Source organism: Achromobacter veterisilvae (assembly GCF_900496975.1).
GTDB classification, from domain to species: Bacteria; Pseudomonadota; Gammaproteobacteria; order Burkholderiales; family Burkholderiaceae_B; genus Achromobacter; species Achromobacter veterisilvae.
In genome coordinates this window covers 47,288-72,003 of sequence record NZ_UFQC01000033.1, presented here as the reverse complement: position 1 = coordinate 72,003, position 24,716 = coordinate 47,288, and the positions used below count along the sequence as shown (strand labels likewise).

Sequence of the window (24,716 nt, the reverse complement as noted above, 5' to 3'; positions counted from 1 at the left end):
CGCTTCCGGCCGCCGCTCGCCGACGCCGCGCCCCTGCCAGGCCAGCCGCTCGCGCATCAGCGTCTGCACCCGTTCCATCAGTTGCGTCACGGTGCGCGCCAGCGCCACCCGCCTGGGCAGCCCCGGAATCGAGCCTTCCAGCGCCTTGCGGTCCTCGTGCGCCCACGCCAATGCCGTATCGCGCTGGATGACGGCCGCGCGCAGGCGCATGGCTTCGGCCTCCAGGTGCAGGATCCGCGCCGCCTGCGCGGTCAGCAGGCGGCTGCAATGCGATTGGGCCTGCCCGTAGGCGGCAAGCAGCGCGGCGTGCTCGCGCCGCAGGTCATGGCTATCGGAAGAAGGATTCATCGCGGCCCTCGGATCGGGAAAGTGGACGGCGCGCCCAGCGCGCCTGGCCATCTGCGATAATAAATGAGAATTACTATCTTTTATGCCTATGACCCTACCCTTCGCATGGCACCGGGAAATCCACTACTGACGCCGTCCGGTCGCTTAAATATGATCGACAATCGATACACCGGCCTGAAACCAGGTCCGGACCAGACGCCTCCTGCGAGGGCGCCAAGCGCCTTCGGGCTGCGGGCCGCCTCCGGGCAGCGGCCTCAACGACGTCAAGGGTGCCACATGCCCAAATCCGCTCAACTGCTTCACGATATACACGAAACCAACCTGATGTACCTGCTGCTGTTGCAGCGCATGGCGCGCGCGGGGGACACCGCTTCCATCGCCGGCACGGCCGTTTCCGAACGGGCCTGCCGCTGGCTGGCCGCGCAAGGGCCCGAAGACCTGGTCAAGCTGGCGCAATCGAGCGTATTGCTGGCGCGGCTGGACCTGCCCGCGCACGAGCTGCTGTCCGCCTTGAGCCTGGGCATCGACGCGGCCCTCGCGGACGGCGCGCGCGCGCCGGCGTTGACCAAGCCCTGAGCGGCGCCGCCGCCCAGGGCCCGCCTCGATTCACGAAGCGCGGCCCACCGCCGCGGCGGCCGCGACCCGGCCGGTCCGCCAGTACAGCCCGGCGCTGATCGCCAGCGCCAGCGCCAGCAGCCCGCCGGTCATTTCCGCGACGCCGCGCCACGCGCCCGCCGTCCAGAACTGGCCGCCCAGCGCGCCCAGCACGCTGGAACCCACGTAGTACACCAGCAGGTACAGCGAGGCGGCCAGCGCCTTGTAGCCGCGCGCCATCTGCCCGACCCAGCCGCTGGCCACCGCATGGGCGGCGAAGAAGCCGAAGGTGAACACCACGATGCCCGCGATCAGGACGGGAAGCGAATCCGACAGCGTCAGCAACAGGCCCGCGAGCGCCAGGCCGGTCGCCGCGGAAAGCATCGCGCCGCGGCCGTGGCGGTCCGCCAGCCGGCCGAAATAGGTCGAAGCGAAGATCCCCACCAGATACACGACGAAGATGAACCCGATGAAGGTCTGGCTCAGCGAGAACGGCGGCAGCAACAGGCGGAAGCCGACATAGTTGTAGACGGTGACGAACGCGCCCATCAACAGGCCGCCCAGGGCGAAAAGGCCGCAAAGCGGGCCGTTCTTCAGGTGGGCGCGGGCGCCGGCGCGCACGTCGCCCCACACGCCCGCCCATCCCCTGCCCCGCCGCGGGGCGAACCGGCGCGACGCCGGCAGCAGCCACACGAACAGCACGGCGGCCGCCATGCCCAGCACGCCCAGCGTGCCCAGTGCGGCGCGCCAGCCGAAATGGTCCGCCACCAGCCCGGTGATGACCCGTCCGGACAGCCCGCCGAAGGCGCTGCCGCTGATATACAGCCCCATGGCGAACCCCAGGGTCTCCGGCTCGACCTCTTCCGCCAGGTAGGCCATGGCGACGGCCGGCACCCCGCCCATCGCCACGCCCTGCAGCGCGCGCAGGGCCAGCAGGCTGTGCCAGTCCGGCGCGACGGCGGCGACGGTGCCCAGCACCGCCGAAGCGAACAGCGACAGCGCCATGACGCGCTTGCGCGGCAGGGATTGCGAGAAAAGGCCCACGAAGAAGATGGCCACGGCCAGCAGGCCGGTGCACAGCGACAGCACCAGGCTGCTCTGCGCGGGCGACACGCCGAACGCGCGGGTGAACAGCGGCATCAGCGGCTGCACGCAATACAGCAGCGAAAACGTGGAAAAGCCGGCGGCGAACAGGGCCCATTGCGCGCGGCGCAATCCGGGCGTGCCGCGGGCGAGGTAATCGGAAGGTTCGGGAGACGGCGGGGCGGAAGGCGCGGCTGGCGCGGCGCTTTCAGGGGTGGGACTGGCGGAAGGGGTAGACATCTGAATTCTCGAAAGGCGGCGGGCGGCGGGGAGCCTGTCCGCCCCAACCCGCGCATTCAAGATAGACTTTTCCCGTTCATATGTCCAATATATGCAACTGGCATCTACGATATTTAGAAACGATAGGGATCGCGCAACCATGGAACTGCGCCACCTGCGCTACTTCACCGCCGTCGCGGAAGAACTGCATTTCACGCGCGCGGCGGCAAGGCTGGGCATCGGCCAGCCGCCGCTCAGCCAGCAGATCCAGCAACTGGAACGCGAGATCGGCACGCCGCTCTTCCTGCGCCTGCCGCGCGGCATCGCGCTGACCGAGGCGGGCGCGCAATTCCTCGAAGACGCGCGCGCCATCCTGGCCAGCGCCGACCGCGCGGTGGACACCGCCCGCCGCCTGGGGCGCGGCGAACGCGGCGCGATCACCGTGGGCTTCACGGCGTCGGCCGTCTTCCACCCCTATCTGCCGCGCGCCATCCGCGCCTACCGGGACCGCTACCCGGGCGTGCGCGTCACGCTCACGGAAAGCAACACCATTTCACTGCTGCGCGGCCTGCGGGCGGGCGACGTGGACGTGGCCTTCGTGCGCCCGCCCTATGTGCTGGACCCGGAATTCGACGCCGAGCGCGTGCTGGACGAACCCATGCTGGTCGCCCTGCCCCCGGACCATCCGCTGAGCCGCAAGCGCAGCCTTCCGATGGCGGCGCTGGCGGACGAGGATTTCGTGCTGTACCCGCGCCCCATCGGCGCCGGCCTCTACGACGCCATCCAGTCCGCCTGCCAGCGCGCCGGCTTCCTGCCCCGGGTCATCCAGGAAGCTCCCCAGATGGCGTCCATCGTCAGCCTGGTCGCCGCCGGGGTCGGCATTTCCGTGGTGCCCGCCGCCATGCGGCACATGGGCGCGCAAGGCATCGAGTACCGCCCCATCAAGGGCGACGCCCCGCACGCGCTGCTGGACATGGCCTACCGCCGCCACGACCGCTCCATCGCCGCGGGCAACGCCGTCGACATGCTGCGCGAGCTTGCGCATCCCGACGCCTGACGCACGGCGCCCCGGGGGGACCACCGCGCTTCCGGTAGCTCCCTGTCGCGTTTGCAATTTTCTGTAAAGCCGGCGCCTGGAGGGCAATGTAAATTGGCGCGCTCGGCGATCCGCCCTCCGGACCTGGCGCCGCCCCATGACTCCAACCTGCCTGAAAGGTGAACCAGTGCGACGTACCCTCCTGGCCTTGGCCATCGCGACGATTCCCGGCCTGGGCTCGGCCGCCGGGCTGGCCTCTTCCATCGGCGCCGTGACCGTCTATCAGGACCGCGCCGTCGTGACCCGCGCGGCCAGCAGCGAACTGGCCGCCGGCGAACACGAGCTGGTGCTGGAAAAGCTGCCCGCGTCCCTGCAGGAGAACTCCCTTCAGGTGTCGGCCAGGAGCACCGGCCAGGCCACCCTGCTGGACGTGAAGGTGCGCGACGCCTACCAGGCCGATACGCCGAACGACCGGGTCAAGCAATTGGAAGCGCAGTTGCGCGGGCTCGAAGGCCGGCAGGCCGCGCTGGACGACGAGGCCGCCGTGCTGGACAACCAGCGCGAACTGGTGCTGATGATGCAGCGCGGCGCCACCGAACCGGCCAAGGACGGCGCCCGCCCGACGCTGGACGAACTCAAGGCCATCCAGTCGCTGAGCGCGGACACGCTGGGCAGGACGCTTGCCGGCCTGCGCCGGACCGCCGAACAGAAGGCGGACCTGGACCGCGAAATCGCGGCGGTCCAGAGCCAGCTCGGCCAGTTGCAGAATGCGCAGGGCCGCCGCAGCAAGACCGTCACCGTGCGCGTGAGCCTGGCCCGCGCGGGCAAGCTCGACCTGAACCTGTCCTACGCCGTGGCCGGCGCCCGCTGGACGCCGGCCTACGACGCGCGCCTGCGCCTGGCCGACCGCGGTGTGGACCTGGGCTACTTCGGCGTCATCCGCCAGAACACCGGCGAAGACTGGAACAACGTCAAGCTCACGCTGTCCACCGCCCGGCCGGCGCTGGGCGGCGGCGCGCCCACGCTGCAGCCCTGGATCGTCGACGTGGCGGCGCCGCCGCCTCCCCCGCCCGCTCCCCGCCCCGCCGCCGCGCCCTCGGCCAAGCCGCAGGCCGAAGCCGTGGCCGAACGCCGGGCGCGATACAGCCCGGCGCTCGCGGATGCGGCGTCCGCCACGCCCGAACCGGCGCCGCAGGACATCGAGCTGTCCACCGCCCAGGTGCAGAACGAAGCCACCAGCGCGTCCTTCCAGATCAAGAACCCGGCCACGCTCCTGTCCGACAACGCCTCGCAGCGCGTGGCCATCGCGACCGCCAGGCTGCCGGCCACGCTGCAATACCAGTCCACGCCGGCGCTGCGCCCGGCGGTCTACCTGACCGCGCAGGCCAGCAACAACACGGACTACCCGTTACTGCCCGGTCCCCTGAACACCTTCCTGGACGACGCCTTCGTCGCCTCGGGCACCCTGAAGGCGGTCATGCCCGGCGAAAAGGTCGAACTCGCGATGGGCGCGGACGACGGCATTTCGATCGAGCGCCAACTGGTGAACCGCTATACCGAGAGCACCGGCTTTTCGGGCGGCGGCAAGCGCGTGACCTACGAGTACAGGATCACCGTGAAGAACAACAAGGCCACCAAGGAGCGGGTGTCCTTCAAGGACCGCCTGCCGGTCTCGCGCAACGAGAAGATCGTGGTCAAGCTGCTGTCCCCCGCCGACCGCGAGATCAAGCGCGAAGACGACGGCAGGCTCGTGTGGGACTGGGAACTGGAACCGGGCAAGTCGCGTGAAACGGTGTTGAAGTTCTCGATCGACCATCCCGGCGACATCGAGGTGTCCGGCCTCTGAGGCATCGTTTCCTCGCGAAGCCGAACGGACGGCGGCTCAGTGGCTGCGGCAGAACTCGATGAAGGCGTCGGGCTCCAGCGGCATGGAAATGCCATAGCCTTGCGCCACGTCGCAACCCAGTTCGCGCAGCAGTTGTATGTCGCGGTCGTGCTCCACGCCCTCGGCCACCACGCGCCGGCCCAGCACCCGGCCCATTTCGATCGCCGCGGCCACCACCGCGCGCGAGGCCGGCTCGCGATGCATGTGCACGATGAAATCGCGGTCGATCTTGAGTTCCGTGAACGGCATGGCCGAAAACAGGCGCATGGAGGCGATGCCCGCGCCGAAATCGTCCATCGCCAGTTCGAAGCCGCGCACCCGCAACAGGTTCAGGACCGAAGACAGGGCCAGCCAGTCGGTGACGGGCTCATCCTCCGTCAGTTCGACCTTGACCAGACGGGCCGGCAGGCCGGCCTGGCCGACGCGCTGTTCCAGCAGCCCGGGCAGGTCGCGGGTGCACAGCGTGGAGGCGGAGGCGTTGATGGCGATGGGCACGGCGATGTCCTCGGCATGCATGCGCCGCAGCAACTCGATCACGCGGTCCGTCACCCGGCTGAACAGCATGCGGTCCAGGCCCAGGCGGTGCGCGGCAGGCACGAAGTCCGCCGCCGAAATGACGCCCAGTTCCGGATGCTCCCAGCGCGACAGCGCCTCGGCCGCCAGCACGCGGCCCGTCGACAGGCTCATCTGCGGCTGCAGCACCACGCTCATGCCCTTGCCCGTGATCAGCGCGTGGCCCAGCGCCACTTCCATCACGTCGCGCCGCACCGCGTTCGGCCGCGGCGACGCCGCATCGTACTCGTCGACGCTGCGCAGCGCCGCTTTGATCGCGTGCTGCATGGCGGCCCGCGACACGGGCTTGGACAGCGCCTGCGCGGACGGGCACCCCGCCTGCAAGGCAAGCCTCACGTGCGACTGCAGCAGTTCGTCGCTGAGGCTGCTGATCCAGATGATGGGCGGCATGCTCTTGAGCCGGCCGGCGTCCACCAGCCGCCGCAGTTCGTTGGGCAGGCGCGTGCCGTCGCCCTCGCCCATGACGATGTCGCTGACGACCACGTCGTAGAACTGCCGCGACAGCGCGCCGATGGCCTCCGTGCTGCTGCCCAACCCCGCCACCCGCCGGTAACCAAGCGCCAGAAGCATATTCTGCAAGTAGGCGCGTTCGACCGGATGGTCCTCCACCAGGAGAATCCGTCGGGTCGCGCCGGCGTCGGTCTTAGGCATCGTCTACCGTCCTAGTCATATAGGGCGGGCCCTTGCAGGCGGCCGCGGGAACTCTGTGGCCACCATGCTACGGCATCCGCGCGGCGACTGTCCTTATCGCTAACGGGTTAATGCAATATCGTGGCCGATAGTCGTAGGAATCGGCCTATCAGCCGGACGGAGGCAGCCGGCCGTCGCCCCGCGGTCCCGCCGGTGCGATAATGGAAGTCTTTCCCGCATCCACGGCACGGAGCTTCCCTTGACCCGCATTGACGATCCCCTGCACGACCGCGAGGTCGGCGCGGCCGACTCCACCCAGGACAACACGCGCACGGACGACACCCGCATCAGCGCGGTGCGGCCCTTGATTTCGCCCGCGCTCCTGCAGGACGAACTGCCTGTTTCATCCGAGATCCAGACGCTGGTCGAACAGAGCCGCTCCGCGATCGCCGACGTGCTGCACGGCCGCGACGACCGCCTGGTGCTGGTGGTCGGCCCCTGCTCCATCCACGACCATGGCCAGGCCATGGAGTACGCCCGCCAGTTGCGCGCCGCCGCCGAACGGCACAAGCAGGACCTGCTGATCGTCATGCGCGTGTATTTCGAGAAGCCCCGCACCACCGTCGGCTGGAAGGGCTATATCAACGATCCGCGCCTGGACGGCAGTTTCCGCATCAACGAAGGGCTGCGCCGCGCGCGCGAACTGCTGCTGGACATCAGCGGCCTGGGCCTGCCCATCGCCACCGAATTCTTGGACCTGCTCAGCCCGCAGTACATCGCGGACCTGATCTCCTGGGGCGCCATCGGCGCGCGCACCACCGAAAGCCCCAGCCACCGCCAGCTCAGTTCCGGCCTGAGCTGTCCGCTGGGCTTCAAGAACGGCACCGACGGCGGCGTGCAGATCGCCGCCGACGCCATGGTCGCCGCCAGCGCCAGCCACGCCTTCATGGGCATGACCAAGATGGGGATGGCGGCCATCTTCGAGACCCGCGGCAACCAGGACACCCACGTCATCCTGCGCGGCGGCAAGCAAGGCCCGAACTACGACGCCGCCAGCGTCGATGCCTGCTGCGCCGCGCTGCGCAAGGCGGGCCAGCGCGAACAGGTCATGATCGACTGCTCGCATGCCAATTCCAACAAATCGCACCTGCGGCAGGTCGACGTGGCCGACGACATCGCGGCGCAGCTCTCCCAGGGCGACGCCCGCATCACCGGCGTCATGATCGAAAGCCACCTCGAAGAAGGCCGCCAGGACCTGACGGCCGGCCAGCCGCTGCGCCACGGCGTCTCCATCACGGACGCCTGCCTGGGCTGGTCGCAGACCGCGCCGGTGCTGGACACGCTGGCGCAGGCGGTGCGCCGGCGCCGCGAAATGGCGGCGTCGCGCGCTCAGGAGTAACGGTCGGCGCGGTAAGGCGCCGGATCCCGCGACGCAAAGGAACACGCCATGGCCTTGCCCCGCCTGCAACCCGTCACGCTCGATGGCGAGATCGTCCGCCTGGAACCGCTGGCCGTCCGCCACGCCGAAGACCTGGCGCGGGTCGGCCTGCATCCCGAACTGTGGCGCCTGCAGCCCGAACCCGTCGATACGCCCGACGACATGCGGCGCTACGTGGACCGCGCCCTGGCCGGGCAGCGCGACGGCGCCTGCCTGCCCTTCGCCATCGTGCGCCAGGACTCCGGCCAGGTCATCGGCGCCACGCGCTATATGGACATCGCGCTCGCCCACAAGCGGCTGGAGATCGGCGCCACCTGGCTGACCCCGTCCAGCCAGCGCTCGGGCGCCAACACCGAAGCCAAATTCCTGTTGTTGCAGCACGCCTTTGAAACAATTGGTATCATACGTGTCGTGTTCAAAACGGAGTTGGGCAATGCGCAGTCCCGGCAGGCCATTCTCCGCATCGGCGGCGTCGAGGAAGGCGTGTTTCGCAAGCACCTGATCGCGCAGTCCGGGCGCGCCCGCGACATGGTCTACTTCGCGATCCTCGACGAAGACTGGCCCTCGGTCAAAGCGCGCCTGCTGGCCCGCCTGCGCCGGCCCGCCTAGGCACGGCGCCTTTCGTTCTTTTCGCAGCTTGCCCGGGCCGACGCGCCCGCCTCCCGCACTCATTTCTTCAGGTATGGATCGCACACCCATCATCCCGGCCGCCGAGGCGCGCCCCACCATTTTCATCTACACGGAAGAACAGCGCGGCAACCAGTTGGTCGAGTCGCCGGTGATCGGCATGATGTCCGACGTTTCCGGCTCGGACAAACTCATCGTCGTGCAGGATCCGCACAGCGGCCTGAAGTTCATCTACCGCATCGACCACGAAAGCAACAACCTCGACGCCGCCGCGATCACCGAACAGGAAGATTCCCGGTTCGACGGCAAGTACTCCGTCCAGATCAGCGCCACCTCGTACCGCCTGGGCACGCCCGCCAACGCGCTGAAATTGCTGCGGGGCAAAACCCAGTGGATCCAGGACAAGGGCGCGGTGCTGTCGGTCCTGCTGCAGAACGCCGCCGCCCGCAAGACCCGGTTCTCCGCGGTGCGCATCGAACGCGACCGCCTGCGCAAGGTGCCCCCGGGCGTTCCGGTGGAACGGCTGCCTACATAAAAAGCAGGTATCCACAGCACCGGCGCTTATCCACAATTTCTGTGGATAAAACAGCCTCGGACGCACGGCTGATGGCCGTTCGGGCGATGCCGCACGGGCTGCTCATTTTTTGACCAGCCCGGGTTCTCTCCGCGGCCGATGGCGCGGCGCCGCAATGGCGTTGATGATATTCTCCGCAAGCGCGGGCGATGGGGAGGCTATCGCGGCCGCGCAGGCGAATCCCGACAAGAAGCCTTACATGAAAGGAGCGGATAGCGTGTTTGCCCTTGGAGCGTCTCGTGTAAAACCGTTGGTGCCGGCGTCCCCGTGACGATCCTCATCGTCGACGACCACGGGGACTGGCGCGACACCATCGCCGAATTCATCTGCGACCTCGGCCTGGGCAACGCCATCCTCACCGCGGGATCCCTGGCGGAACTGGACCGCCTGCTGCTGACCGTCACCCCGGGCATCCTCGTGCTGGACGCCATGCTTCCGGACGGCGACGCGCTGACCCGCGTGTCGCACCTGCGCACGACCTTCCCTTCCATGGGCATCATCATGCTCACCGGCCGCCTGCTGAGCGAAGACAAGGTGTCGGGCCTGAGCCTGGGCGCCGACCACTATCTCACCAAACCCGTCAACCTGGCCGAACTGGGCGCCACCCTGGTGTCGCTGTCGCGCCGCCTGCGGGTCGTGCCGCCCGGCGGCGCCGGCGAAACCCGGTCCGCCGGCTGGCGCTTCGATCCCGCCCGCCGCGTCCTGCTGTCGCCCGAGCAAGTCTGCGTGGACATCACCGACACCGAAAGCCGCCTGATCGGCGCGCTGGTCCAGGCGGCGCCCCTGCCGCTTTCGCGCAGCCGCCTGGTCGAGGCGCTGGGCGCCAGCGCCGAGGCCTACGACACCCACCGGCTGGACGCCCACGTGCATCGCCTGCGCCGCAAGCTGCGCGCGCAGGCCGGCGGCGACATGGGCATCCGCACCGTGTACGGCGTCGGCTACGTCTGCACCGTTCCCGTGCAGATCGTCGGCGGCGCCAAACATTGAGGCCCGCCCCATGAGTTCCGCCATCCGCCCCCGCCGTTCCGTCCTCTACATGCCCGGCGCCAACGCGCGCGCGCTGGACAAGGCGCGCAGCCTGGACGCCGACGTCCTGATCCTGGACCTGGAAGACGCCGTCGCGCCCGACGCCAAGGCGCAGGCCCGATCGCAGGTCGCCGCCGCGCTGCGCGAAGGCGGATACGGACGGCGCGAATGCGTGGTGCGCATCAACGCGCTGGACACGCCCTGGGGCCGGGACGACGTCCAGGCCGTCGCCCGCGCCGGGGCCGACGCGGTGCTGCTGCCCAAGGTCCAGTCGGCCGCCGAACTCGGCGCGCTGGCCCAGGCGCTGGACGCGGCCGGCGCGCCCGCCGGCCTGCCCCTGTGGGCCATGGCCGAAACGCCGCTGGGCTTCCTGCGGCTGGACGCCATCGCCTGCGGCCACCCCAGGCTGGCGGCCATCGTCGTCGGCACGTCCGATCTGGTGAAGGACCTGCATGCGCGCCACACGCCGTCGCGCGACGAAACCCTGCTGGCGCGTTCGCTGGCGGTGATGGCGGCGCGGGCCCATGGCCTGGTCGTGCTGGACGGCGTGCACCTGGACCTGCACGACGACGCCGGCCTGGCCGCGGCCTGCCGGCAGGGACGCGACCAGGGTTTCGACGGCAAGACCCTGATCCATCCGAAGCAGATCGCGGCGGCCAACGCGGCCTTCGCGCCCACCGAGGATGAACTGGCCAGCGCCCGCAAGCGGCTGGACGCCTGGCGGGCGGCGCAGGCCGCGGGCCAGGGCGTGGCCGTGGTCGACGGCGCGCTGGTGGAAAACCTGCACGCCGAAGAGGCCGAGCGCGTGCTGGCGCTGGCCGCGGCCATCGCGCGGGCATAGCGCCCCAAGCGCGGCGGCGCGCGGCCCGGTACAATACCGCCCACGACAGGACGGCTGCCCGTCCCTTGTGCCTTTCGCGCCCGACCGCTTTCGCTTCCCGCGCGATCCCGCCCCGGTTCCCTTTTTTGCGCCGCGCCTTGTGGCGGGAGCCTTGCCGCGCGCCTGCCGCGCCACCCCCTGCCTCACGATTCATGATTCGCTTCCAACAAGTTTCACTCATGCGCGGCGTCAAGCCCCTGCTCGACAAGGTCGACCTGCTGCTGAACCCCGGCGACAAGATCGGCCTGATCGGCGCCAACGGCGCCGGCAAGTCCAGCCTGTTCGGCCTGCTGCGCGGCACCCTGCACGCCGACCAGGGGGACCTCGACTACCCCGCCAGTTGGCGCATGGCCTACGTGGCACAGGAGACGCCGGCGCTGGACCGGCCGGCCATCGAATACGCCATCGACGGCGACGTCACGCTGCGCAAGCTGGAAGCGGAGCTGGCCGCGCTGGAAGCCGAACCCGAAAGCGCCGAAAACGGCCTGCGCATGGGCGACATCTACGCCGCGCTGGCCGACGCCGACGCCTACACGGTCCACTCGCGCGCCGAACAACTGCTCACCGGCCTGGGCTTCACGCAGGCGCAGATGCACCTGCCGCTGACCAGCTTTTCCGGCGGATGGCGCATGCGGCTGAACCTGGCGCAGGCGCTGATGTGCCCGTCCGATCTGCTGCTGCTGGACGAACCCACGAACCACCTGGACCTGGACGCCATCATCTGGCTGGAAGACTGGCTCAAGCGCTATCCGGGCACGCTCATCGTGATCTCCCACGACCGCGACTTCCTGGACGGCGTGGTCAACGTGATCGTCCACATCGACGAGCGCAAGCTCAAGCGCTACTCCGGCAACTATTCGTCGTTCGAACGCCAGCGCGCGGCCCAACTGGAACTGGCGCAGGGCATGATGGAAAAGCAGATGCGCCAGCGCTCGCACCTGCAATCCTTCATCGACCGCTTCAAGGCCCAGGCCAGCAAGGCGCGCCAGGCGCAAAGCCGCATCAAGGCGCTGGCCCGCATGGAGGAAGTGGCCCCGCTGCGCGCCGCCGCGGAATTCTCCTTCGAATTCCGCGAACCGCTGCGCGCGCCGAACCCGCTCTTGACCATGGACCGCGTCAGCGCCGGCTACCGCGCCACCGACGAGGCGACGCAGGCCGGATCCGACAAGATCATCGTCTCCGGCATCAATTTTTCCTTGCAGGCCGGCCAGCGCATCGGCCTGCTCGGCATCAACGGCGCGGGCAAGTCGACCTTCATCAAGACCATCGCCGGCGAACTCGACACGCTGGCCGGCGACACCCAGTTCAACAAGGGCCTGTCCATCGGCTATTTCGCCCAGCACCAGGTGGAGATGCTGCGCCACGACGAATCGCCGCTGTGGCACATGACCAAGGCCGCGCCCACCGTGCGGGAACAGGAACTGCGCAACTTCCTGGGCAGCTTCAATTTCAACGGCGCGATGGCGACCAGCTCCATCGCCCCGTTCTCCGGCGGCGAAAAAGCGCGGCTGGCGCTCGCGCTCATCGTCTGGCAGCGCCCCAACCTGCTGCTGCTGGACGAACCCACCAACCACCTGGACCTGGAAACGCGCGAAGCGCTGACGACGGCGCTGGCGCAGTTCGAGGGCACGCTGGTGCTGGTATCGCACGACCGCCACCTGCTGCGCGCCACCACCGACCAGTTCATCATCGTGGCCGACGGCAAGGTCAGCCCCTTCGACGGCGACCTGGACGACTACAAGGACTGGCTCTACAAGACCAAGCTGGCGGCGAAGGCCGCCTGACCGTCAGGGCGCCCGATAGCCCAGCAGAACGCTCGCGGCCTCGGCCTCCCGCCGGACCGCCCGGGCGATGGGGCCGTCGGGCGCGGCGTCGAATCCGCCGGTCGCGCCCAGCGCGGTCAGCGCCGCGCAAGGCCGGCCGCCGTGGTTCAGCAAAGGCGCGGACACCGCGCTGATGCCCTTCAGGTTGGTATCGCGCACCGTGGCGCACCCCTGTTCCAGTACCTGCCGGCGCAAGCGGCCGATGGGATCGGCCGGGTCGAGCTGCGCGCGCAGGTCCGCCGGCGCTCGCGCCAGTTCCGCCTCGGCCAGGGCGCGGACCCGCGCGTCGTCCTGCAAGGCCAGGAATACGCGGCCGGTCGCCGACCAGAGCATCGACAGCACCGAGCCCGTCCGCACGTTCACCGTCACCGGCAGGCCCGGTTCCTCGAAACGCACGATAGTCGGCCCCTTGTTGCCCATCACGGCGATGAAGCAGGTCACCTCCAGGCCTTCCCGCAGCCGCACCAGGCCCGGCTCGGCCAGGCGGATGGGATCGGCCTGGCGCAAGGCGGCCAGGCCCAGCAGCATCGCTTCCAGCCCCAGGAAATACTGCTGGGTGGCGGCGTCCTGCGACACCAGCCCTTCCTCCATCAGGCTGGCCAGGTAGCGGTGCACCTTGGCCGGGCTCTCGCCCACCTGGGACGCCAGCAGCGTGAGGCTGGCGCGGCCGCCCAGCTTGCCCAGCCCCTTCAGCACCGCCATGCCGGTTTCGGCGGCCTGCACCCGCTGGCGCCGCTCCCGCGGGCGCGGCGGCTCGGCGGACGGGACGGGAACGAAGGACGGATCGGAGGTCTGGTTCATGTCGGCGCCATCGGTAGGCCGTCCGCCGGCGGCGGATACAGCCTCGGAGATTACCCCAGTTGATAAATTACGCTATGCGTATATGCTTTACGCAATTGTAATGCGGAGCGATCACCATGGCGCACCTCTCCCCGACCGACCCCGCGGCCGCCGGCAACCCCGGCGGCTGTCCCATCGACCATGCCGCGCCGGCCCGGGCCCAAGGCTGCCCGGTCAGCCCCCAGGCCGCCGAATTCGATCCTTTCGGCGACGGCTACCAGCAGGATCCGCCCGACTACGTGCGCTGGGCGCGCGAGCGGGAACCCGTGTTCTACAGCCCCAAGCTGGGCTACTGGGTCGTCACCCGCTACGACGACATCAAGGCGGTCTTCCGGGACAACCACACCTTCAGCCCCTCCATCGCGCTGGAGAAAATCACCCCTACCGGACCCGAGGCGAACGCCGTGCTGGCCAGCTACGGCTATGCCATGAACCGCACGCTGGTCAACGAGGACGAACCCGCCCACATGCCGCGCCGCCGCGCGCTGATGGACCCGTTCACGCCGGAAGCGCTGAAGCACCACGAACCCATGGTGCGCCGCCTGACCCGCGACTACGTGGACCGCTTCATCGACGACGGCCGCGCCGACCTGGTCGACCAGATGCTGTGGGAAGTGCCGCTGACTGTCGCCCTGCATTTCCTCGGCGTGCCCGAGGAAGACATGGACCGCCTGCGCGCCTATTCCATCGCGCACACCGTCAATACCTGGGGCCGCCCCAAGCCGGAAGAACAGGTGGCGGTGGCCCACGCGGTGGGAAATTTCTGGCAACTGGCCGGCAATATCCTGGACAAGATGCGCCGCGATCCCGACGCCCCGGGCTGGATGCAGTACGGCATCCGCAAGCAGAAGGAATTTCCCGACGTCGTCACCGACTCCTACCTGCATTCGATGATGATGGCCGGCATCGTCGCCGCGCACGAAACCACCGCCAACGCCTCGGCCAACGCGATCAAGCTGCTGCTGCAGCACCCCGAGGCCTGGCGCGAGCTGTGCGAAGACCCGGGGCTGCTGCCCAACGCGGTCGAAGAGTGCCTGCGCCACAACGGTTCGGTCGCGGCATGGCGCCGCCTGGCCACGCGCGACACGGAAATCGCCGGGGTCGCGATCCCCGCGGGCGCCAGGCTGCTGATCGTGTCCTCGTCGGCCAACCACGACGAACGCCATTTCGCCGACGCCGACTTCTTCGACATCCGCCGCGAGAACGCCAGCGATCAACTGACCTTCGGCTATGGCGCGCACCAGTGCATGGGCAAGAACCTGGCGCGCATGGAAATGCAGATTTTCCTGGAAGAGCTGACCCGCCGGCTGCCGCACCTGCGCCTGGCCGAACAGCAATTCACTTACGTGCCCAACACCTCGTTCCGCGGCCCCGAGCACCTGTGGGTGGAGTGGGATCCGGCGGACAACCCCGAACGCCGCGCCCCCGGGCTGCTTTCGCGGCGTCAGCCGGTGCGCATCGGCGAACCCTCCGCGCACGCCATCAGCCGCAGACTGCTCGTCGCTTCCGTCACCCGCGCGGCCGACGGCATCGCGCGGATCCGGCTGGAATCGCCCGACGGCAAGCCGCTGCCGCGCTGGACGCCCGGCTCCCACATCGACGTCGAATGCGGCGACACCGGGATCTCGCGCCAGTACTCGCTTTGCGGCGATCCGGCGGACGCGGGCGCGCTGGAAATCGCGGTGCTTCGCGAAGACGCGGGCCGCGGCGGCTCGGCCTGGATCCACCAGCATCTGCGGCCCGGCGGCAGCGTGCGCGCGCGCGGGCCGCGCAACCATTTCAGGATGGATGAAAGCGCGTCCCGCCTGATCTTCATCGCCGGCGGCATCGGCATCACGCCCATCAGCGCCATGGCGCGGCGCGCGCGCGAACTGGGCCTGGACTACCAACTGCATTACAGCGGCCGCGCGCGCGGCCGCATGGCGCTGCTGGAGGAACTGGCGCCGCTGCATGGCGAGCGCCTGCACCTGCACATCGGCGAGGAAGGCGGCCGCAACGACTTCGACGCCTTGCTGGCCCGGCCCGACCCCGGCGCCCAGATCTACGCCTGCGGCCCCGAGCGCATGCTGTCCGCCTTGCGGCAGGCCTGCGCGGCCTGGCCCGAGGACGCCTTGCGCGTGGAGCATTTCCATTCCACGCTCGCCACGCTGGACCCGTCCAGGGAACACGCGTTCGAGGCGGAGCTCAAGGATTCCGGCATCGTCGTGCAGGTGCCCGCCGGCCAGACGCTGCTGGCGGCATTGCGCAGCGCCAACATCGACGTGCAGAGCGATTGCGAGGAAGGACTGTGCGGGTCGTGCGAAGTGCGCGTGATCGACGGCGCCATCGACCACCGCGACGTGGTCCTGACGCGCGGCGAGCGCGAGGCCGGCAACCGCATGATGGCCTGCTGTTCCCGCGCCCGCGGCGAGCGCATCGTGCTGGAGCTATAGCGCCGGAAACCGTCGCGGAGATCCCGCGATCGGGCTGTCTGAAGTGGGGCTGAAAGCGTTACAATCCGCGCTCAGCGCATTACGACGTCCCGCGGCAAGGCGGGACGCGTTGTTTTGACGCCGGCGGTGCCGGCGCAAAAAGCGCCCTTTTTCCCAGCGCTCCTAGATGCCGATCAAAGACCAACTATTTCTCGCCAGCCAGTATCTCGCGCCCCACCACCTGGTGTCGCGCCTTTTCGGATACGCCTCCGACTGCCGGGAACCCGCGGTCAAGAACTGGATGATCTCGCGCTTCGTGCGGCGCTACGGCGTGGACATGCGCGAAGCCCGCCAGGAAGACCCGCTGGCCTACGATTGCTTCAACGATTTCTTCACGCGCGCGCTGAAGGACGACGCCCGTCCGCTGGACGACGAACCGGGTTCGGTGCTCTGTCCCGCCGACGGCGCCATCAGCCAGATGGGCGCCATCGAACACGGCCGCATCTTCCAGGCCAAGGGCCACACCTACGGCTTGGCCGACCTGCTGGGCGGCGACGCCGAGCGCGCAGCGCCTTTCCAGGGCGGCGAATTCGCCACCGTCTACCTGTCGCCCAAGGACTATCACCGCGTGCACATGCCGGTCGCCGGCACCCTGCGCGAAATGGTCCACGTGCCCGGCCGCCTGTTCTCGGTGAACCCGCTGACCGCGCGCAACGTGCCGCGCCTGTTCGCGCGCAACGAACGCGTGGTCTGCATCTTCGACACCGAACACGGCCCGATGGCGGTGGTGCTGGTCGGCGCGATGATCGTGGCTTCCATCGAAACCGTGTGGGCGGGCCTGGTCACGCCGCACAAGCGGCGCGTCAAGTCCGTCCGCTACGACGACGCGGCGCGCGCGCCCATCCATCTCGGCAAGGGCGCGGAGATGGGGCGCTTCAAGCTGGGCTCGACCGCCATCGTGCTGTTCGGGCCCGGCAGGATCCGCTGGGCCGACACGCCGTCGGTGTTGGGCCCCGTGCGCATGGGCGAACTGATGGCGCTGCCCGCCTAAGGTCGCCTCGTTCGCCAAAAGCGAAATTGGATGTCGGGATTTATTCGCTTTATGCGATGAATCCGCGTTGCTAGATTACGGGCTTTTGCCGGCCCGCCATGACATCCCTCCTTCCGTCCGCCACCCTCCCCAGCGCAGCCCCGGCCACCCGGCCGCTGCCGCGCGCGCTTGCGCGCCTGCTCTCGCTGGACGATTTCGAGGCCGCCGCCCGGCGGCGCCTGCCGCGTCCCATCTTCGGCTACGTCGCCGGCGCGGCGGAAGACAACCAGTCGCTGCACAGCAACCGCCAGGCGTTCGCGCGCTATGCGTTCGCGCCGCGCGTGCTCGTGGACGTATCGCGCCGCAGCCAGCAGACCGAACTGTTCGGCCGTCGCTACGCCTCGCCCTTCGGCATCGCCCCCATGGGGATCAGCGCGCTCTCGGCCTATCGCGGCGACATCGTGCTGGCCCGCGCCGCGCGCGAACAGGGCATTCCGGCCATCCTCAGCGGCACCTCGCTGATTCCACTCGAAGACGTCATCCGCGAAGCGCCCGGCACCTGGTTCCAGGCCTATCTGCCGGGCGATCCGCAGCGCATCGACGCGCTGGTCGAACGCGCGCGCCGCGCCGGCTACGAAACCCTGGTGCTGACGGTGGACATCCCCGTGTCGGCCAACCGCGAAAACAACGTGCGCACGGGCTTTTCCACGCCGCTCAAGCCCAGCCTGCGGCTGGCGTGGGACGGCATGACGCGGCCGCGCTGGCTGGCCGGCACCTTCCTGCGCACGCTGCTGTCCCACGGCATGCCCCATTTCGAGAACTCGTTCGCCACGCGCGGCGCGCCCATCGTGTCGGCTTCGGTGCTGCGCGACTTCACCGCGCGCGACCACCTGGACTGGGAGCACGTGGCGCGCATCCGCCGGCAATGGCCCGGCACGCTGATCATCAAGGGCATCCTGCACCCGCAGGACGCGGCGCTGGCCAGGCGGCACGGCGCCGACGGCATCATCGTGTCCAACCATGGCGGGCGGCAGCTCGACGGCGCGATCTCGCCGCTGCGCGCCTTGCCCGGCGTCGCCGAGGCGGCGGGCGGCATGACCGTGATGATGGACAGCGGCGTGCGGCGCGGCGGCGACGTGCTCAAGGCCCTGGCGCTGGGCGCCCGCTTCGTCTTCGTCGGCCGCCCGTTCAACTATGCGGCCGCGGTCGGCGCGGAGGCCGGCGTCTCGCACGCCATCGGCCTGCTGCGCGCCGAGGTCGACCGCAACATGGCCATGTTGGGCATCAACGATCTGCGGGAAATGAACGCGGACCTGCTGGCGCGCGAAGCGCTGCCGGCGGACTGAAACGGCGCCGCCCCGGCGCGGCATAGAATGGCGTTTCTCTTGCCACGCGCGCCCATGCCCCTGCCGGGCATGGGCGCCTTCCGAGCCGCCCGTGTCCCTACGCCAATCCTCGTTTTTCCTGCGCTTCCTGACCCTGGGCGCGCTGGCTCACGTCTACGTGGGCGTCCGCCTGATCCCCGACGCCCTGCTGGGCGGCGAAGGATCGGCCGCCGCCATCCTCGCCCTGGTGCTGTCCTGCGTCCTGATCCCGCTGGGCATGCTGGGCCGCTCGTCCGTGCATCCGCCCTGGGGCGACCGCATCGCCTGGGTGGGGCTGTTCGCCATGGGCCTGTTTTCGTCCCTCTTCGTGCTCACGGTGCTGCGCGACGCGCTGCTGCTCGCGGCCTGGCTGGCGACGCTGCCCCTGGACGCCGCGCCGCCATGGCCCCTGCTGCGCCAGGCCAGCGCCTGGGCGGTCGCGGCCTTGGCGCTGGCCGGCACGCTCGTCGGCCTGTACAACGCGCGGCGGCGCGCGCGCGTCGTCGACGTGGACGTTCCCATCGACGGATTGCCGCCGGACCTGGACGGCTTCACCATCGTGCAGATCAGCGACATCCACGTCGGCCCGACCATCAAGAAGCGCTACGTGCAGGCCATCGTCGACGCCGTCAACGAACAATTGCCCGACATGATCGCCATCACCGGCGACGTGGTCGACGGCAGCGTGGAACACCTGGGCGCCCAGGCCAGCCCGCTGGGCCAGTTGCGCGCGCCCTATGGCGTCTACCTGGTCACCGGCAACCATGAATATTATTCAGGCGCCGCGTCCTGGGTGGCCGAATTCCGCCGCATGGGCCTGCGCGTCCTGATGAACGAACATGCCGTCATCCATCCCGCCGGCCTGCCGGTGGTCGTGGCCGGCGTGACCGACTACGGCGCCGGCGCCTACGACCCGCAGCAACGCAGCAATCCCCGGGCCGCGCTGTCCGGCGCGCCCGCCGACGCGCTGCCCAGGATCCTGCTGGCGCACCAGCCCCGCAGCGCGGCGGAGGCCGAGCCGCTGGGCTACAGCCTGCAACTGTCGGGCCACACGCACGGCGGCCAGTTCTTTCCCTGGGGATTCTTCGTGCGCTTCCAGCAGCCCTACACGGCCGGCCTGCACCGCATGGGCAATATGTGGGTCTACACCAGCCGCGGCACCGGCTACTGGGGCCCGCCCAAGCGCCTGGGCGCGCCTTCCGAAATCACGCGCCTGCGGCTGCGCGCGGCCCCGGCCCGCTGACCGCTTCAAGCGTCGTCCGGCAGCGGGCCGCGCTCCAGGTAGCTGGTCAGCGCGATATCGCTCGTGGTGTTGGTGATGCCTTCGATCTGGTGGATGCGCGCCAGCAGCAGCTCCAGCGCCTGCGTGTCGCGCACCCGCACCTTCAGCAGCATGGCGCTCTTGCCGGTAATGGTGTGGATCTCTTCCACCTCGGTCAGCTCCGCCAGCCCCAGCACCTGCTGCGTGATGCTCCAGTTGTTGGTGTCCACGTGAATGAATGCCAGCAGCGGCCGGCCGATCTTCGCGCCGTCCAGCCTGGCGGCGATGCCCTTGATCAGCCCGTCGCGCTTGAGCCGCTTGACGCGCTCGTGCACGGCCGGGGCGGAAAGGTTCAGGATCTTGCCCAACTCCGCATAGCTGGGAGTGGCGTCGCCGGCCAGCAGCGTTAATAGTTTTCGGTCGCGGTCGTCGAGGTCTGACATTGGAATCGCATTCTGCCTAATGGCATTCGAACTTTTATGGAATAAGGAGATATAAGCGTTAACCCTTATTTTATTCCAATAAAATTCGGGGATGCATAACCGTAGCACCCGCGGCGCCCGCCCCGCCTCTTCCGTTCCCGCGCTGATGTTCGCCGTCAGCGTCGTCGGCTCCAACGGCCTGGCGCTGAGCCCCATCCTGAGCGACGTCGCGCGCTCGTTCTCGACCTCCGCGCTCACCATCAGCACCGCCATTTCCGCCTACGGCGCGGCCACGGCGGCAAGCGCCTTCTTCCTCGCCGCGCGCATCGACCGCATCGGGATCCGGCGCGCGCTGCTGATCGCCATGGCCGCGCTGATCGCCGCCCTGGTCCTGTCCGCCGCCGCACCCCACTGGATCGTGTTGACGCTGGCCCAGGCGCTGGCCGGCGCGGCCGCCGGCGTGATCCTGCCCGCCGCCTACGGATCGGCCTCGCTGATCGCGGCGCCGGGCCAGGAAGCGCGCACGCTGGGCCGCGTCATCGCGGGCTGGTCCGTGTCGCTGGTGGCCGGCGTGCCGCTGTCCGCCCTGATCTCGGACGCCGTGGGCTGGCGCGCCACCTACGCGACGCTGGCGCTGTGCGCCGCGATCGCGGCGTTCAGCCTGCGCAGGCTGCCCGAGCGCCGCGCGGCCCATCCCGCCCCGCTGCGCCTGTCGCGCCTGCTGGCGCCGCTCTCGTACCGCGACGTGCCCGCCCTGCTGCTGGGCTGCCTGGCGTTTTCCTCGGCGTTCTATGGCGTCTACGCGTTCCTGGCGGACCACGTGCGCACCCTGCTGGCGCTGTCCGCGGGACAGGTGGGCTTCATTGCCTTCGCCTACGGCGCGGGCTTTCTGCTGGCCGGCGTGGCCGGCGCGCCGTTGATCGAGCGCATCGGGCCGCGCCGCGCCCTGCCGCTGGCGCTGGCGGCCATCGCGCTGGTCTACGCGGGCCTGGTGCCGGCGGCGCATTCGCTGGCCGCGGTGCTCGCCGTCGCCACGCTGTGGGGAGCCGCCTCCCAACTGAGCCTGAACCTGCTGGTGCTGCTGCTCTCCCGCGCCCGGCCCGACGAGCGGGGCGCGGTGCTGGGCCTGAACACCTGCACGACCTATCTGGGCGCAAGCATCGGCACGGCCGCCGCCGGCACGATCTACGCGCACGCCGGCTTCGAAACGCTGGGGCTGGCCGCGGCCGCCGCGCTGGCCGCCGCAGCCCTTGGCCTGCACAGCCGGCTGAACGGCCGGCGCGCCGCGAGCGGCGAAGCCGCCGCCTGAACGGCCGGACGCCAGGCGTCAGGATCAGCCGCGGTATTCCACCGCGCAATCGCGCCCGGCCCGCTTGGCCTGGTAGAGCGCGGAGTCGGCCCGGCGCAGCACGTCCGAGGCGCTGGCGTCGCCTTCGACAAAACGGGCGATGCCGCCGCTGACGGACAGCGCCACCGCCGCCCCGTCGATATCCGCCGGATGCTGCCGCAGGCTCATGCGCAGGCGGGCGCAGATCGCATGCGCCGCGTCCACGTCCGCATCGGCGAGCAGCACCAGGAACTCCTCGCCCCCCAGGCGGCCGATCGAGTCGCCGTCCCGCATGCAGGCGCGCAATTGTTCGCAGAAATGGCGCAAGGCGGCGTCGCCGCCCAGGTGCCCGTAGCGGTCGTTGACCTGTTTGAAGTGGTCCAGGTCCAGCATCAGCGCGGTATTCGGGCCGCCCTCGCCGCGCGCGGCGGCGGCCAGCCGGTCTTCCAGGCGCTTGAGGATCTCGGCGCGGTTCCAGCAGCCGGTCAGGCTGTCGACCCGCGCCATCCACGCCAGCGCCGCCTCGGTGCGCCGGCTTTCGGTCATGTCCATGCCGATGTTGACCACCTTGCCGTCGGGCAGGCGGACGTTGGACCACAGGACCGCCAGCCGTTCGCCGCTGCGCGCGCGGGGATGCCATTCGCGGAATGAGCGCGACGGCTGCGGCCCGACGGTGTCGATCACCTGCTTCCTGACCTGCGGGTCGGGGTAGAACAGCGCCAGCGGGTCGCGGCACTCCTTGATCTCGGCCTCCGACCATCCAAAGCGCCGCTCGCAGGCCTCGTTCCACAACGTGCAGCGCCCGTCCGGCCCGAATGCATTGATCAGCACGGGCGCCGTCTGGAACAGGGCTTCGTATTGCGCCACCACATCGCGCAGCCGCGTCAGTTCGAGTTCAAGCTCAGCGGCGTCCGACACGGCGTGCTGGCTGCGGGCGTCGTCGTGGGGCAATGGACTTTGCATGGCTCTGCAATCGATGGAAAGGCGGGACCCATGCCGGCCGCGAGCGCCGGGCGCGCCACGGCGGCGCCGCGATGCCCGGCTGGGAATCGGGGCCAGTATACGTGCGATGCCCGCCGGCAACTGCCAAGAATCGTCAACGCCCGCCTGGCGCCCGGCCCTACCAGGGAAAGTCGATCAGATCGCCGTACAGGCTGCGCAGCCTGGCCTTGACCTCGGGCGACTGCTGGTAGATCGCGATGAACTTCAGCAGGCGCGGATCCTGCGCGCCCTGGGGCGTGGCCACCCACCGGATCGCATAGCGGCGCACGTTGACCGGGTCGGCATTGTCGAACGCCAGGCCGTCCTTTTCGTCGATGCCCGCCTGCTTGGCGAAGGTGGTGTACGTCACGGAAGCCGTCACGTCGTCGAAGGTGCGCGCCGATTGCGAACCTTCGATCTGCACGAACTTCAGCTTCTTCGGATTCGACACCACGTCCTCCAGCGCCGCCCGATGGGCCACGCCGGGCTTCAGCCCGATCAGTCCGATGGACTCCAGCAGCAGCAGGGCCCGGCCCGTGTTCACCGGATCGTTGGGCACCGCGATCGTCGCGCCGTCGGGCACCGGATCGCCCTTCCTGAGCTTCTTGGAGAACAGGCCGATCGTGGTGGAATAGCCGTAGGCGACCGGCACCAGGTTGGCGCCGCGCCGCTGGTTGAACAATTGCAGGAAGGGTTCGTGCTGGAAGAAGTTCGCGTCCACCGAGCCGTCCGCCACCGCGATATTCGGCAGCACCCAGTCGTTGAACTCCACCAACTGGACGTCCAGCCCTTCCTTCTTCGCCTGGGCGATCGCCAGCTCGGTGGCCGCGTTCGCCACGCTGGCGATCACCCCGATCCGCAGGGGCTTGTCCTGCGCCATCGCGCCTGCCGCGCAAGCCAGGCCCAGCGCGGCCGCGGCCGCGCCGCGCGTCAGTGTCGAAAACAGTCGGTGCAGGAACATGTGGACCTTCCAGATGGGAAAACAGGGCGTGGTCGCTATTGTGCAGCAGCCGCCGGCCGCCTCCCGCAAAGGCCCTTTGTCACGCAATGGAAATCCCGCCGCCGGCCAGCGGCGCTAAGATGAAGCCAATACGTCCTCGGGAGACGCTCATGAGCGCCGTATTGACATCCCCGTCCGCCGCCATCCACCGCGATCAGGTCGAAGACCGGCTGGGCGCGCACAACTATCATCCGCTGGACGTGGTGATCGCCCGCGGCAGCGGGGTCTGGCTGTACGACGTGGACGGCCGCAAGTATCTCGACTGCCTGTCGGCCTATTCGGCCGTCAACCAGGGGCACTGCCACCCCGCCATCCTGGCCGCCATGATGGAACAGGCGCAAAAGCTGACGCTGACCTCGCGCGCCTTCCGCCACGACCAGATGGCGCCGTTCTACGAAGACCTGGCCCGCCTGACCGGCGCGCACAAGATCCTGCCCATGAACAGCGGCGCGGAAGCCGTCGAGACCGCCATCAAGGCCGTGCGCAAATGGGGCTACGAGGTGCGCGGCGTGCCCGAGAACCAGGCGGAGATCATCGTCTGCGCCAACAACTTCCACGGCCGCACCCTGGGCATCGTCGGCTTCTCCACCGACCCCGACGCCTACGGCCACTACGGGCCCTTCGCGCCCGGATTCAAGACCGTCCCCTTCGGCGACTATGCGGCCTTCGACGCCGCCATCACGCCCAACACCGTCGCCTTCCTGGTCGAGCCCATCCAGGGCGAAGCGGGCGTCGTGCTTCCGCCCGCCGGCTACTTCGCCCAGGTCCGGCGGCGCTGCACGGAACAGGGCATCACCCTGATCCTGGACGAAATCCAGACCGGGCTGGGGCGCACCGGCAAACTGCTGGCCGAAGAACACGAAGGCATCGAGGCCGACGTCACCCTGATCGGCAAGGCGCTGTCCGGCGGCTTCTATCCCGTATCGGCGGTGCTGTCGAACGCCGACGTGCTCGGGGTCTTCCAGCCGGGCCAGCACGGCAGCACCTTCGGCGGCAATCCGCTGGCCTGCGCCATCGCGCGCGCGGCGCTGCGCGTGCTGACGGAAGAAGGCATGATCGACAACGCCGCGGCCATGGGCGCGTACTTCCTGGAACGCCTGCGCGCTCTGCCCGGCCCCGTGCGCGAAGCGCGCGGACGCGGGCTGATGCTGGCCGTGGAGCTTGAGCCCGACGCCGGCGGCGCCCGCCTGTGGAGCGAACGCCTGCAGGCGCGCGGCATGCTGGTCAAGGACACCCACGGCCATACGCTGCGCCTCTCCCCGCCCCTGATCGTGACGCGCGAGCAGATCGACTGGGCCTGCGACCAGCTTGCCGCGGTACTATCCGCCCCTTGACGCATCCCGC

General features: G+C 69.5%; 21 protein-coding genes and 1 pseudogene. 15 read left to right on the top strand and 7 right to left on the bottom strand.

From position 1 onward, the window contains the following. Positions 1–348, bottom strand: a pseudogene (locus AVE30378_RS24645) (DUF2325 domain-containing protein); the annotation flags it as partial. A gap of 276 nt (positions 349–624) precedes the next feature. Here AVE30378_RS24645 and AVE30378_RS24640 point away from each other — a divergent pair. Next, positions 625–924 carry a flagellar transcriptional regulator FlhD gene (locus tag AVE30378_RS24640; protein WP_129244524.1) on the top strand — a complete coding sequence of 100 codons (300 nt, stop codon included), beginning with the start codon at positions 625–627 and terminating at the stop codon, positions 922–924. A gap of 30 nt (positions 925–954) precedes the next feature. On the opposite strand, the gene AVE30378_RS24635 is transcribed toward AVE30378_RS24640, so the two are convergent. Continuing rightward, positions 955–2,265 (bottom strand): MFS transporter, encoded by a 1,311-nt coding sequence (locus AVE30378_RS24635; RefSeq protein WP_129244522.1) that lies wholly within the window; start codon positions 2,263–2,265, stop codon positions 955–957. 139 nt (positions 2,266–2,404) lie between these two features. On the opposite strand from AVE30378_RS24635, the gene AVE30378_RS24630 reads away from it, so the two are divergent. After that, positions 2,405–3,301 (top strand): LysR family transcriptional regulator, encoded by an 897-nt coding sequence (locus AVE30378_RS24630; protein ID WP_129244520.1) that lies wholly within the window; start codon positions 2,405–2,407, stop codon positions 3,299–3,301. Positions 3,302–3,467: 166 nt separating this feature from the next. Next, positions 3,468–5,126, top strand: coding sequence for a mucoidy inhibitor MuiA family protein (locus tag AVE30378_RS24625; protein ID WP_244235134.1), 1,659 nt, complete (start codon positions 3,468–3,470; stop codon positions 5,124–5,126). Positions 5,127–5,162: 36 nt separating this feature from the next. Here AVE30378_RS24625 and AVE30378_RS24620 read toward each other — a convergent pair whose 3' ends face one another. Further along, positions 5,163–6,389 (bottom strand): EAL domain-containing response regulator, encoded by a 1,227-nt coding sequence (locus AVE30378_RS24620; protein WP_129244516.1) that lies wholly within the window; start codon positions 6,387–6,389, stop codon positions 5,163–5,165. Between the two features lie 238 nt (positions 6,390–6,627). Here AVE30378_RS24620 and AVE30378_RS24615 point away from each other — a divergent pair, with 238 nt between their 5' ends. The 6 genes from AVE30378_RS24615 to AVE30378_RS24590 all read left to right on the top strand — a co-directional run bounded on the left by AVE30378_RS24615 (position 6,628) and on the right by AVE30378_RS24590 (position 12,697). Then, complete coding sequence (locus tag AVE30378_RS24615) at positions 6,628–7,767, top strand: 3-deoxy-7-phosphoheptulonate synthase (RefSeq protein ID WP_129244514.1); 1,140 nt, start codon at positions 6,628–6,630, stop codon at positions 7,765–7,767. Positions 7,768–7,815: 48 nt separating this feature from the next. Continuing rightward, positions 7,816–8,415 (top strand): GNAT family N-acetyltransferase, encoded by a 600-nt coding sequence (locus tag AVE30378_RS24610; RefSeq protein WP_129244512.1) that lies wholly within the window; start codon positions 7,816–7,818, stop codon positions 8,413–8,415. A 73-nt stretch (positions 8,416–8,488) separates the two neighbouring features. Then, positions 8,489–8,968, top strand: a complete 480-nt coding sequence (locus AVE30378_RS24605; RefSeq protein ID WP_129244510.1) for a hypothetical protein — start codon at positions 8,489–8,491, stop codon at positions 8,966–8,968. A gap of 306 nt (positions 8,969–9,274) precedes the next feature. Continuing rightward, positions 9,275–9,994: a response regulator transcription factor gene (locus tag AVE30378_RS24600; protein WP_129244509.1), complete on the top strand. Its 720-nt coding sequence runs from the start codon at positions 9,275–9,277 to the stop codon at positions 9,992–9,994. Between the two features lie 10 nt (positions 9,995–10,004). Continuing rightward, on the top strand, positions 10,005–10,874 hold the full coding sequence (locus tag AVE30378_RS24595) for an HpcH/HpaI aldolase/citrate lyase family protein (RefSeq protein ID WP_129244507.1): 870 nt from the start codon (positions 10,005–10,007) through the stop codon (positions 10,872–10,874). Positions 10,875–11,065: 191 nt separating this feature from the next. Next, positions 11,066–12,697 (top strand): ATP-binding cassette domain-containing protein, encoded by a 1,632-nt coding sequence (locus tag AVE30378_RS24590; protein WP_129244505.1) that lies wholly within the window; start codon positions 11,066–11,068, stop codon positions 12,695–12,697. Positions 12,698–12,700: 3 nt separating this feature from the next. On the opposite strand, the gene AVE30378_RS24585 is transcribed toward AVE30378_RS24590, so the two are convergent. Continuing rightward, on the bottom strand, positions 12,701–13,537 hold the full coding sequence (locus tag AVE30378_RS24585) for an IclR family transcriptional regulator (protein ID WP_129244503.1): 837 nt from the start codon (positions 13,535–13,537) through the stop codon (positions 12,701–12,703). A gap of 116 nt (positions 13,538–13,653) precedes the next feature. On the opposite strand from AVE30378_RS24585, the gene AVE30378_RS24580 reads away from it, so the two are divergent. The 4 genes from AVE30378_RS24580 to AVE30378_RS24565 all read left to right on the top strand — a co-directional run bounded on the left by AVE30378_RS24580 (position 13,654) and on the right by AVE30378_RS24565 (position 19,624). Further along, complete coding sequence (locus tag AVE30378_RS24580) at positions 13,654–16,008, top strand: cytochrome P450/oxidoreductase (RefSeq protein ID WP_129244501.1); 2,355 nt, start codon at positions 13,654–13,656, stop codon at positions 16,006–16,008. Between the two features lie 166 nt (positions 16,009–16,174). Next, positions 16,175–17,038 (top strand): archaetidylserine decarboxylase, encoded by an 864-nt coding sequence (asd, locus tag AVE30378_RS24575; protein ID WP_129244499.1) that lies wholly within the window; start codon positions 16,175–16,177, stop codon positions 17,036–17,038. 98 nt (positions 17,039–17,136) lie between these two features. Then, positions 17,137–18,363, top strand: a complete 1,227-nt coding sequence (locus tag AVE30378_RS24570; protein ID WP_129244497.1) for an alpha-hydroxy acid oxidase — start codon at positions 17,137–17,139, stop codon at positions 18,361–18,363. Positions 18,364–18,454: 91 nt separating this feature from the next. Continuing rightward, positions 18,455–19,624 (top strand): metallophosphoesterase, encoded by a 1,170-nt coding sequence (locus tag AVE30378_RS24565; protein WP_129244495.1) that lies wholly within the window; start codon positions 18,455–18,457, stop codon positions 19,622–19,624. 5 nt (positions 19,625–19,629) lie between these two features. Here AVE30378_RS24565 and AVE30378_RS24560 read toward each other — a convergent pair whose 3' ends face one another. Continuing rightward, positions 19,630–20,085 carry an Lrp/AsnC family transcriptional regulator gene (locus tag AVE30378_RS24560; protein WP_129244493.1) on the bottom strand — a complete coding sequence of 152 codons (456 nt, stop codon included), beginning with the start codon at positions 20,083–20,085 and terminating at the stop codon, positions 19,630–19,632. A gap of 91 nt (positions 20,086–20,176) precedes the next feature. On the opposite strand from AVE30378_RS24560, the gene AVE30378_RS24555 reads away from it, so the two are divergent. After that, positions 20,177–21,373, top strand: a complete 1,197-nt coding sequence (locus tag AVE30378_RS24555; RefSeq protein ID WP_129244491.1) for an MFS transporter — start codon at positions 20,177–20,179, stop codon at positions 21,371–21,373. A gap of 24 nt (positions 21,374–21,397) precedes the next feature. On the opposite strand, the gene AVE30378_RS24550 is transcribed toward AVE30378_RS24555, so the two are convergent. Together AVE30378_RS24550 and AVE30378_RS24545 are read right to left on the bottom strand one after the other, a co-directional pair. Continuing rightward, entirely contained in the window at positions 21,398–22,354 is a 957-nt protein-coding gene (locus AVE30378_RS24550) for a sensor domain-containing diguanylate cyclase (RefSeq protein ID WP_129244489.1), read from the bottom strand. Positions 22,355–22,511: 157 nt separating this feature from the next. Next, on the bottom strand, positions 22,512–23,333 hold the full coding sequence (locus AVE30378_RS24545; protein WP_165360289.1) for a MetQ/NlpA family ABC transporter substrate-binding protein: 822 nt from the start codon (positions 23,331–23,333) through the stop codon (positions 22,512–22,514). A gap of 149 nt (positions 23,334–23,482) precedes the next feature. Between AVE30378_RS24545 and rocD the strand changes: the two genes are divergently transcribed. Then, complete coding sequence (rocD, locus tag AVE30378_RS24540; protein WP_165360288.1) at positions 23,483–24,706, top strand: ornithine--oxo-acid transaminase; 1,224 nt, start codon at positions 23,483–23,485, stop codon at positions 24,704–24,706. Positions 24,707–24,716: the final 10 nt, after the last annotated feature.